This window comes from Variovorax sp. KBW07, assembly GCF_003852515.1.
Lineage (GTDB): Bacteria > Pseudomonadota > Gammaproteobacteria > Burkholderiales > Burkholderiaceae_C > Variovorax.
This window is the reverse complement of sequence record NZ_QAJK01000197.1, coordinates 43395-53340: the sequence shown is the minus strand read 5'-3', so window position 1 is coordinate 53340 and position 9946 is coordinate 43395. Positions and strand designations below refer to the sequence as shown.

The following is a 9946-nucleotide window of genomic DNA, read 5'->3' as shown; positions in this document are numbered from 1 at the left end:
ATTCGCACATGGACGCGCTGCTGGTGCACCGCTGATCAACGACCGCTCTGATGTCGCTTGCGCCGGCGGTGTGCTCTGCGTAGCGAAATAAAGGAGGAGCGAAGCGGGGGACATTCGCGGAGCAGAGCACACCGTCGGCGTGGGCGTCGCCCTGAAAAGCTGCACCCAAACGCCCGACGATCCACATCGACAGCGGGTACACGCCGTGTGGAAGCGCGATGAATCGGCGCACGAAAAACAGATAAGCAAACTCCAAATCCGCATTTCCTGAGACAGCGTGTCACGGACAACACTCGAAGGTTTTCCGCAACTCTTTCTCCTTCTCGGATGCCCGGTATTTCCAACCCTCCGCGCCAGCTTCATTTCGGCATCTTCCTGTTCTCCATCGGCTACCACCCCGGCGCGTGGCGCCTGCCCGGTGTCGATCCGAAGGCGTCGCACGATCCGGCCTTTATCGCGTCCATCGCGCGCAAAGCCGAAGACGCCAAGTTCGACTTCTTCTTTCTCGGCGACGCACTGGCCACCAGCGCCGAGCAGCAGTATGTGTTTCCGTCGCAGACGGTCCGGCTGGAGCCGTTCACCATGGTCGGCTACGTGGCCGCGCACACGCAGCGCATCGGCCTCATCGCCACGGCCAACACCACCTACGCCGACCCGTACCACATCGCGCGCCAGACTGCGTCGCTGGACCACCTGAGCGGCGGCCGGCTTGCGTGGAACGTGGTCACCGGTGCCGACGAGCGGGCCGCGAAGAACTTCAGCCGCGACCACCACTGGGAGAACAGCCGCCGCTACGACTACGCCGAAGAACTGGTCGACGTGGTGGGGCAACTCTGGGATTCGTGGGAAGACACGGCGCTGGTCGGCGACCAGCAAGCGGGCCTGCTGGTCGACCCCGCCAGGCTGCACGCCATCGAGCACGAAGGCACGTTCTTTCGCGTGAAGGGACCGCTGAACGTGGCGCGCCCGTTGCAGGGCCAGATTCCTCTGGTCAACGCCGGCACTTCGCCGCGCTCGCGGGCCTTCGGTGCCGCCAAGTCGACCGTGGTGTTTGCCGGCGTGCCGACCTTCGAGGCGGCGCAATCTTTCTACAGCGAGATCAAGGCCGGCGCGGTGGCCAGCGGTCGCGCGGCGCATGACGTGTCGGTGCTGCCGGGCCTGGTGCCCTATATCGGCCGCACCAGCGAAGAGGCCTACGCGCTCTACCAACGGCTGAGCGCATTGATCGCCGCGAAGCTCGACATTGCCGCGCTCGAACGCGACCTGAAGATTCCGCTCGCGGGGCTGTCGGGCGACGACGCTTTTCCGTCTGTGGACGAGGCCGATCCGGCGCTGGCGCAGGCGCGCTATTTCGTCGCGCAGGCCCGCAAGCTCAACCGGACCGACACGCCGACTGTGCGGCACGTTTTTGAATACGCTATTGCGCGTGGCCGCGGGCACTTCCTGGCCATCGGCAGCGCAGAAGAAGTTGCCGACACCATCCAGCACTGGTTCGAGAACGGCGCGGCCGACGGCTTCAATGTCTGCCCGCCGCACCTGCCCGGCGGGCTGGACGATTTCATTGATCTGGTGCTGCCCATCCTGCGCAAGCGCGGCCTGTTCCGCGAGGAATACACAGGCAGCACCTTCCGCGAGCATTTCAGCGACGCGGCGCGGCCGGCCAACCGTTTCGAGGGTCGAGGCAACACGCAGGCCGCGGCGGCGTTCGGCCGCATCACCGAGACGCACCACCGTGTGGCCTGACACGGCACCCGGCTGGCGCATTGCGCTGGCGCAGTCGCTCACGGCCGCCGTGTTGCTGCTGTGCTGGGAATGGGCGGTGCGCGCCGGCGCGGTGAGCGCGCTGTACCTGCCCGCGCCCACGTCCATCGTCGAGAGCTTCGGGCCCTTGCTGGCCGGCGGCCAGTTGCTGCACCACACGGCGGTGACGCTGGCCGAGTTCGCCGTGGGCTACGTGGCGGCGGTGCTGTTCGGCATCGGCTTCGGCGTGCTGCTGGTGCTCACGCCTTCGGCCGAGCGCTTTGCCGGCCCGTTCGTGGCGGCTGCGATGTCGGTGCCCAAGGTGGCGATCGTGCCGTTGCTGGCGCTGTGGCTGGGCATCGGCTTCAGCCACAAGGTGGCCATCGTGTTCCTGTTCGCGGTGTTCCAGATCCTGTACAGCACCATCGCCGGCATCAAGCAGACGCGCGCGGAGCACCTGAAGGTGGCGCGCGCCTTCCGCGCCACGACCGCGCAGACCGTGCGCAAGGTGATCCTGCCTTCGGCCGTACCGACCATCTTTTCGGCGTTGCGGGTCTCGGCCTCGGTGGGGCTGGTCGGCGCGCTGTTCGCCGAGATGCTGTCGTCCAAGGAAGGGCTGGGCAATCTCATCACGCGCTCGACGGCGTCGCTGGACACCGCCACCACCTTCGCGCTGATCGTGCTGGTCACCGTGCTGGCGGTCGCGATGATCGCCGCCATCGACCTGCTCGAACGCGTTTTCTTCCAGCGCTGGCGGCCCGCCTGAGGCCCGGCGCTCCTCTGTTTTTTCTCGCATGCATTCCGGACACATCGCCATGACTCTCGCATCTTCCCGTGCCACCGCTCGCTGGGCTCCCTGGGCTCGCCTTGCGGCCTTCGGCGTGGTGGTTGCCGTTCTTGCCGCCTGCTCGCGCACCGAGCCCGCCGCCACGCCAGCCGCCGCTGCCGCCCCGGCCGTGGAAGCGCCTTTGCAGAAGGTGCGCTACGCGGGCTTCCCCGGCGTGACCGGGCTGGGCGTGCAACTGGGCATCGAAAAAGGCTTCTTCAAGGACGAGGGCATCGCGCTCGAATTCATCGACACGCGCGACCCGGTGTCGGGCCTGGCCAGCGACGACATCGACGTGGCCGACTGGAACACCACCGGCGCCATCGTCGCGGCCGGCAAGGGCGTGCCGCTGACCATCGTCTCTTCGCTGTTCCGCCACGTGGGGCCGTTCTACCTGGTCGGCGCACCCGGCGTTGCGTCGGTGGCCGCGCTGAAGGGCAAGGCCGTGGGCGCCGCGGCCTTCGGCACCGGCCTCGATGTGTATGCGCGCACCATCCTGTCGAAAGAGGGCGTGTCGCCCGAGAGCGCGACCTTCGTCGCCAACGGCGTGAATGCCGCGGCGCTGGCCACCATCGAGAACGGCGCCGTCAGCGCGACCATCATCCACGAGCCCTTCGCGTCGCTGGCCGAGGCCACGGGCAAGGGCAAGGTGCTGGCCGCCGGCTACGATTACCTGCCGCGTTTTCATACCGGCGTGATCGTTGCCAGCAACAAGTTCATTGCGTCGTCGCCCGAGCAGTTGCGCAAGTTCCTGCGCGCCTATTTCCGTTCGAACGAATACGCCAAGGCGCATCTGGACGAATACAAGGCCTTCTACGCAAAGCGGCTCGGGGTCGACCCCGCCGTGGTCGATGCCGCCGTGCAGCGCGAGCTGCCGATCTGGGCCAACGACCCGAAGGTGTCGCTCGAAGAGGTGCAGGAAACGCAGCAGATCCAGTTGGCCCTGGGCTTCCAGAAAGAGATCTACGACGCGGGCAGGTTCATCGACCTGGCCTTCATTCCCCAGGACCCGAAACAGCATCCGGCGCCCTGAACGCAATGGCCGAGTTCGTTCTCGAATCCCTGGGCAAGACTTTCGGCGGCGCGCTGCCCGTCACCGCGCTGGAAGACGTGAACCTGCATGTGCGCAGTGGCGAATTCGTCTGCCTGCTGGGCGCCAGCGGCTGCGGCAAGAGCACGCTGCTCGACATTCTGGCGGGCCTGGAAACCCCGAGCAGCGGCAGTGCGCGTTTCGACGGCGAGCCCATCGCCGGGCCCGACCCGCGGCGCGGCCTGGTGTTCCAGGACCCGGCGCTTTTTCCGTGGCGCACCATCGCGCAGAACGTGGCCTTCGGGCCCGAGCTGCGCGGACTGGGTCGGCGGCAGCGCCGCGAGCGCGCGGCCGAAAGCCTGGCGCGCGTGGGCCTGGGTGGTTTCGAAGACCGCTATCCGCACCAGCTTTCGGGCGGCATGCGACAACGCGCGGGCATTGCGCGCGCGCTGGTCAACAACCCCGAGGTGCTGCTCATGGACGAGCCCTTCGGCGCCGTCGACCACCTGACGCGCATCGCGTTGCAGGAAGACCTGCTGCGCCTGTGGGAGCGCGAGCGCCGCACCATCGTGTTCGTGACGCACGACGTGGGCGAGGCCGTGTTCCTGGCCGACCGCGTGGTGCTGCTGTCGCCCCGGCCGGGCCGCATCCATCGCATCTTCGAAGTCGCCGTGCCCCGGCCGCGCGTGCGGGGCCAGAAGTCGCTGATCGAGGTCGAGGCCGAGGTCTACCAGGCCATCCATGGCATCGCGCATCGGCCGGAGCCATCAGAGCCGGCCGCATTGCCATCGTCGCCATCACCATCGCCGTCGCCCGCATACGCCTGAACCCGTCGATGCCCCAACACCTGCTGCCTGCCGTGCCAGAACCCACCACCTCCACACCCCTTCGCCTCGGCTTCTTCAGCCGCCTGCTCGACGACGCACCCGCCGCCGAGCGCTACCGCCTCGTCGCGGCGCAGATTGCCCATGCCGAAAACTTCGGTTTCGATTCGGCCTGGGTCGCGCAGCATCATTTCCACGAGCACGAAGGCGGCTTGCCGTCGCCATTCGTCTTTCTCGCTTATGTGGCCTCGCGCACGCGGCGCATCCGCCTGGGCACCGGCATCGTGACGCTGCCGCTGGAGAACCCGGTGCGCGTGGCCGAAGACGCGGCGGTGCTCGACCTGCTGTCGGGCGGCCGGCTCGACGTGGGCGTGGGAACGGGCGGCACGCCCGAGGCCTTCGCGGCCTTCGGGCTGAACAGCGACGAGCGCGCCACCATCTTCGCCAAGCACCTGGCCATGGTGCGCGCGGCGTGGGCCGGCCAGCCGCTGCCCGGCGGCGACACGCTGTACCCGGCCGCCTCGCAGCTGCCGGGCCGCATCTGGCAGGCGACCTTCTCGGTGAGCGGCGGTGCGCGCGCGGGGCAGGTGGGCGACGGCCTGATGCTGTCGCGCACGCAGCCGCGCACTGCCGAGGCACCTAATGCCACGCTGGCCGACATACAGAACCCCATCGTCGATGCCTACCTGGCGGCCTTGCCGGCCGGCAGCGCGCCGCGCATCGTCGGTTCGCGCAGCGTCTTCGTGGCCGAGACGCGGCAGGAGGCACGGCGGCTGGCCGACATCGGGCTGCGGCAGGCCGCGGTCCGCTTTGCCTCGTCGGGGCAAGCCGGCCTTGCGGGGCGCGTGGGTCCCAACGCCACGCTGGACGAATTGATCGCCGCCTACGACGTGCACGTCGGTTCGCCCGACGACGTGATCGCCTCGCTGCGCGCCGACAGCACGCTGCGCCGCGTGACCGACCTGGTGTGCCAGGTGCACTCCATCGACCCGCCGCACGACGCCATCCTGCGCTCCATCGAACTGACCGCCACCGTGGTCGCACCGGCCCTGGGCTGGGTGCGCGACGCGGGCGCGGCTGCAACCCCTGAACCCATCACCTCACTCCTGAAGGCCGCATGACCGCCATTGCTTCTCCCTCCGTGTCTTCCTCCATTCCCGATGTGATCGACCGGCTCACCGGCGTGGCACCGGGCGACGCCATCGACGTCATTCGCGCGCAGCGCCGCGAGGCGCGAACGAATGCGCAGCAGAGCTACCTGTCGCTGTTCGCACCGACGCCGCCGGTGTTCGGGCACTTCGCGGCGGCCGACAGGTTCGCCGTCGCAGCCTTCGTCGCCGGGCTGCATGGGCAGTCCGACGTGGCTGCCTTCTACGCGGGCGAACTGGACGGGCAGGGCGCCCGCGCCGGCGTGGCCGCGGCCATTGCGGCCGAGACGAAACGCGGTGCGGGGCAAGGACCAGGACCGTATGGCAGCTATCCCCCCGGGCCACTGAGCGCCGAAGACACCGCCGGTCCGTCGTACACGGTGAGCGATGCGCACCGCGAAGTGCTGGGCGCGCGCCTTTCCGCTGCGCTGGTGCATGCGCACCTCTTGGTCTTTCATCCGCGCGACGCGAGCCCGGCCGCACTGCAGGCGCTGCTTGATGCGGGCTGGTCGAGCACCGAGGTCGTGACGCTGTCGCAGCTCGTGTCTTTTCTTGCCTTCCAGATCCGCGTCGTCACCGGCCTGCAGGCACTGGCCGCACGCCCGGCAACCGCAGCCACCACGGCTTGATCGACAGACTGACTGACTGACCGACTGATTGGCGAACACCATGAGTACCACCGAATCGACCCTGACCCATCCTGACAACACGCACCCCAGCGCCTTCACGCAGGCCCAGCTCGAATGGCTGCCCTGGCTGGAGCCCTTGCCCGAAGCCGAGCTGACGGAGCGGCACTACGCGGGCCTGGTGGATGCGGCGCGTGCCAAGTCGCCTTACTTCAGGCTGCTGGCGCGCGACCCCGACATCCTGGGTGCCCGCACGCGCACCGACAAGGACATCTTCTACAACCCCGAAGCCGGCCTGCCGCGCGCCGAGCGCGAGCTGTCCGCCGCCGCGGCCTCGCGCTACAACGGCTGCATCTACTGTGCGTCGGTGCACGCGCGCTTTGCCTCGCACTTCTCGCACCGCACGGAAGACGTGCAGCGGCTGCTGGACGAAGGCGTGGGCGCGGAACTGGGCGAGCGGTGGAATGCGATCGTGGCGGCCTCGGTCGCGCTGTCGTCGACGCCTTCCACCTTCGGTGCCGAACACGTCGACAGATTGCGCGCACAGGGCCTGGACGACCTCGCGATTGCCGACGTGATCCATGGCGCGGCCTTCTTCAACTGGGCCAACCGGTTGATGCTGTCGCTGGGCGAGCCGCAGGAAAATCCCGCCGCATAAGCCGGCATAAAGAAGCGGCATAAGCAACTGCCGATTGCTTCGTTCACACGGGGCGGCGCACGGCCTATCGTCGTGCGCTTTCGTCTCTTCCCGCCGGGTTTCCCTTGTCCACACCCTTCAGCCTTGAGCTTGTCGAGGCGCTTCGCGAAGTCGCCCGGCATGGCAACCTGACACGCGCCGCATCGTCGATGCAGCTGTCGAAATCGACGGTCAGCAAATACATCACCGAGCTTGAGGCGCAGGTCGGCGTGCGGCTGCTTCACCGCAGCACGCGTGTCGTGTGCCTGACCGACGCGGGGCGCCTGCTGCTGAAGCGCAGCACGGTGCTGCTCGAGCTGGCGACGCGCATCCAGTCGGAGTTGGACGCCTGCGCCGCCGCGTCGCCATGACGGTGTGGCGCCGTTCTCGTTCTATTTTCGCGCCGCGCCGAAGCTGCTTTCGATAAACGCCACCAGCGCCTGCATGCGCGCGGTGCGTCCCTTGCGCGTCGGCACCAGCAGCATGACCGGCGCGCTGTCGAACTGCCAGTCGGCCAGCACGCGCACCAGCGTGCCGCGCGCAATGGCGTCGGCCGCGTCCCATTCGGAGCGCAGCACCAGTCCCATGCCTTGCTCGGCCCACTGCCGCGCGACGCCGCCGTCGTTGGTGACGTAGGCGGGCGAAATGCGCAGCGTTTCACGCGCGGCGGCACGCTTGCCCGCGGCGTTGCCCGTGCCACTGACCGGGCGCACATGCCACAGCGTCACGTCTTCGTCGTTCTCCCGGATGCTGATGCACGCGTGCGCCATCACGTCGCGCGGTACGCGGGGCACGCCGTGCAGGCGCAGGTAGTCCGGGCTGGCGCAGAGCCAGCGTTCGTTGGCGCTGAGCGTGCGCGCCACCCACGACGAATCGCGCACCGCGCCGATGTGGATCACCGCGTCGGCATCGTGCCGGTCGGGCCACGGTGTTTCGCGCAGGTCGAGCTGCACGTGCAGCCCCGGGTGCAGGCGGGCGAAGCGCGCGAGCATCGGCGCCACGTACTGCCGGCCGTAGCCGAAGGGCGCCGCGATGCGCAGCGTGCCCGCGAGCCGGCGGTCGTCGCGCTGCATCGATTCGCGCAGCCCCTCGATCTGCGCGAGCAGCGCGGCGGCTTCACGCGCGAAGCGCTCGCCCTCGGGTGTCAGGCTCAGTTTGCGTGACGTGCGGGTGGCCAGCGAAAGGCCCAGCGCGGCCTCCAGCTTGCGCAGCCGCATCGACAGCGCGGGCGGCGTCACGTCGAGCGCACGGGCCGCGGCGCTGAGAGAGGGTTCGCGCAGCAGGGCGGCCGCCAGTTGCATGTCCTCGATCTGGATCATTCACTTGTGCTTAACGATTGATGACGCTGCATTGAATCACAACAGGGGCCTTGAAACGTACAGTCCGTGCTCATGCAAGCACCCATCGCACCCATCGCAACCACGGCCCCCACCGAAGCGTCGTTGCCGCGCGCAGTTCTTTTCGACCTGCTGACCGCGCTGCTCGACTCCTGGACCGTCTGGAACGCCGCCGCCGGCTCGGAAGAAAAAGGCCGCGCCTGGCGCGCCGAGTACCTGCGCCTGACCTACGGCTGCGGCGCCTACGTGCCCTACGAACAGCTGGTGAAAGACGCCGCGCGCAACACCGGCATGGCCGACTCGGCACCCGATGCGCTCGAAGCCCAATGGGACACGCTGCCGGTGTGGGACGGCGCGCGCGAACTGCTGGCTGCGCTGAAGCCGCACTGCAAGCTCGCGGTGGTGACCAACTGCTCGCGCCGGCTCGGCCATCGCGCAGCGGCGCGGCTCGGCATCGACTGGGACGTGGTCGTCACCTCGGAAGAGGCCGGCTTCTACAAGCCCGATCCGCGCCCCTACCGCGCCGCGCTCGACCAACTGGGCGTTAAGGCCGAAGACGCGGCCTTCGTCGCCGGTTCGGGCTACGACATGTTCGGCACTTCAGTGGTCGGCCTGCGCACCTACTGGCACAACCGCGTGGGCCTGGCGCTGCCGCAGGGCGCGCCGTCGCCCGAGCTGCAGGGCGCCACGCTCGCACCGGCGCTGCCGTGGCTGCAGTCTTTCGGGCGGCGCGCATGACCCGCGCCGCATGGCTCCTGCGCGGCGGGCTCGCGCTCGCGCTGACCGCCGCCTTTGCCTTGAATGCGCCCGCGCCTGCGCTTGCGCAGGGCACGAGCTTTCCGCAACGGCCCGTGACGCTGGTCGTTCCGTTCCCGCCGGGCGGCCCCAGCGATGCGCTGGCACGCGGCTTCGCGCTGCACATGGGCAAGAAATTGGGCCAGCCGGTCATCATCGAGAACGTGGCTGGCGCGGGCGGCACCATCGGACTGACCAAGGCCGTGAAGGCGGCGCCCGATGGCTATACGCTGGCCTTCGGCACCATCGGCACGCACGTGGCCAACGTGGCGCTGTACAAGAAGCTGCCCTACAACCCAGAGACCGATTTCCTGCCGGTCGGCCTTGCGGGCGCCGCGCCCATGCTGTTGCTGGCGCGGGCCGACCTGCCTGCCGGCAACCTGAAGGAATTCGTCGCCTGGCTCGGCACGCACAAGGGCAAGGCCTCGTTCGGCAGCGCGGGCGTGGGCTCCATCTCGCACTACGGCTGCGTGCTGCTGCTGTCGGCACTGCAGCAGAACGTGGCGCACATTCCCTACAAGGGCGTGGCACCGGCCATGAACGACCTGATGGGCGGGCAGACCGATTTCATGTGCGACCAGACCACCACCGCGCTGCCGCAAGTGGCCGGCGGCAAGGTGAAGGCGCTGGCCGTGCTGTCTTCGGCGCGGCTGCCGCAATTGCCCAACACCGGCACCGCGGCCGAAGCCGGCTATGCGCTCGACCTGCGCGCATGGAACGCCATCTTCGCGCCGCGCGGCACGCCCGAGCCCGTGATGGCGCGCCTGCGCGCCGCACTGGCCGATGCCGCGGCCGACCCCGAGTTCCGCCGCCAGATGCACGCCGTGGGCGTGGACCTGCCGGCGCCCGATGCCCTGAAGCCCGCCGCCGTGTCGGCCCTGATCGCACGTGGACTGCGCGACGACGTGCCCGCGCTCAAGGCCAAGGGCGACTACCTGGATTGA

Annotated in this window: 12 protein-coding genes; 10 read left to right on the top strand and 2 right to left on the bottom strand. The window is 68.9% G+C overall.

Features of this window, described 5'->3' with window-relative positions; genetic code table 11:
* On the bottom strand, nucleotides 1-256 hold a 256-nt coding region (locus DBV14_RS33665; RefSeq protein WP_221621934.1), incomplete at its 3' end, for a hypothetical protein.
* Nucleotides 257-327: 71 nt separating this feature from the next.
* Between DBV14_RS33665 and DBV14_RS31015 the strand changes: the two genes are divergently transcribed.
* The 8 genes from DBV14_RS31015 (at nucleotide 328) to DBV14_RS30980 (ending at nucleotide 7241) form a co-directional block, all read left to right on the top strand.
* A complete protein-coding gene (locus DBV14_RS31015) occupies nucleotides 328-1743 on the top strand; it encodes an NtaA/DmoA family FMN-dependent monooxygenase (protein ID WP_221621933.1) in 1416 nt (471 codons plus the stop codon).
* Nucleotides 1733-2506, top strand: coding sequence for an ABC transporter permease (locus tag DBV14_RS31010; RefSeq protein WP_221621932.1), 774 nt, complete (start codon nucleotides 1733-1735; stop codon nucleotides 2504-2506). Before DBV14_RS31015 ends, DBV14_RS31010 begins: the two co-directional genes overlap by 11 nt.
* A 49-nt stretch (nucleotides 2507-2555) precedes the next feature.
* Nucleotides 2556-3599 carry an ABC transporter substrate-binding protein gene (locus DBV14_RS31005; RefSeq protein ID WP_124465419.1) on the top strand — a complete coding sequence of 348 codons (1044 nt, stop codon included), beginning with the start codon at nucleotides 2556-2558 and terminating at the stop codon, nucleotides 3597-3599.
* Nucleotides 3600-3604: 5 nt separating this feature from the next.
* Complete coding sequence (locus DBV14_RS31000; protein ID WP_124465417.1) at nucleotides 3605-4423, top strand: ABC transporter ATP-binding protein; 819 nt, start codon at nucleotides 3605-3607, stop codon at nucleotides 4421-4423.
* Between the two features lie 8 nt (nucleotides 4424-4431).
* A complete protein-coding gene (locus tag DBV14_RS30995; RefSeq protein ID WP_124465415.1) occupies nucleotides 4432-5541 on the top strand; it encodes a putative FMN-dependent luciferase-like monooxygenase in 1110 nt (369 codons plus the stop codon).
* Nucleotides 5538-6197, top strand: coding sequence for a CMD domain protein (locus DBV14_RS30990; protein ID WP_124465414.1), 660 nt, complete (start codon nucleotides 5538-5540; stop codon nucleotides 6195-6197). The genes DBV14_RS30995 and DBV14_RS30990 overlap by 4 nt, the downstream gene beginning before the upstream one ends.
* Nucleotides 6198-6237: 40 nt before the next feature.
* The gene (locus tag DBV14_RS30985; RefSeq protein ID WP_124465412.1) at nucleotides 6238-6852 is read left to right on the top strand and encodes an alkylhydroperoxidase domain protein; all 615 of its coding nucleotides are present in this window, start codon (nucleotides 6238-6240) and stop codon (nucleotides 6850-6852) included.
* A 104-nt stretch (nucleotides 6853-6956) separates the two neighbouring features.
* The gene (locus tag DBV14_RS30980; RefSeq protein WP_124465410.1) at nucleotides 6957-7241 is read left to right on the top strand and encodes a LysR family transcriptional regulator; all 285 of its coding nucleotides are present in this window, start codon (nucleotides 6957-6959) and stop codon (nucleotides 7239-7241) included.
* Nucleotides 7242-7262: 21 nt separating this feature from the next.
* On the opposite strand, the gene DBV14_RS30975 is transcribed toward DBV14_RS30980, so the two are convergent.
* A complete protein-coding gene (locus DBV14_RS30975; protein WP_124465408.1) occupies nucleotides 7263-8189 on the bottom strand; it encodes a LysR family transcriptional regulator in 927 nt (308 codons plus the stop codon).
* Between the two features lie 72 nt (nucleotides 8190-8261).
* Between DBV14_RS30975 and DBV14_RS30970 the strand changes: the two genes are divergently transcribed.
* Entirely contained in the window at nucleotides 8262-8945 is a 684-nt protein-coding gene (locus DBV14_RS30970; RefSeq protein ID WP_124465406.1) for an HAD family hydrolase, read from the top strand.
* Nucleotides 8942-9946: a tripartite tricarboxylate transporter substrate-binding protein gene (locus DBV14_RS30965; protein WP_124465404.1), complete on the top strand. Its 1005-nt coding sequence runs from the start codon at nucleotides 8942-8944 to the stop codon at nucleotides 9944-9946. The genes DBV14_RS30970 and DBV14_RS30965 overlap by 4 nt, the downstream gene beginning before the upstream one ends.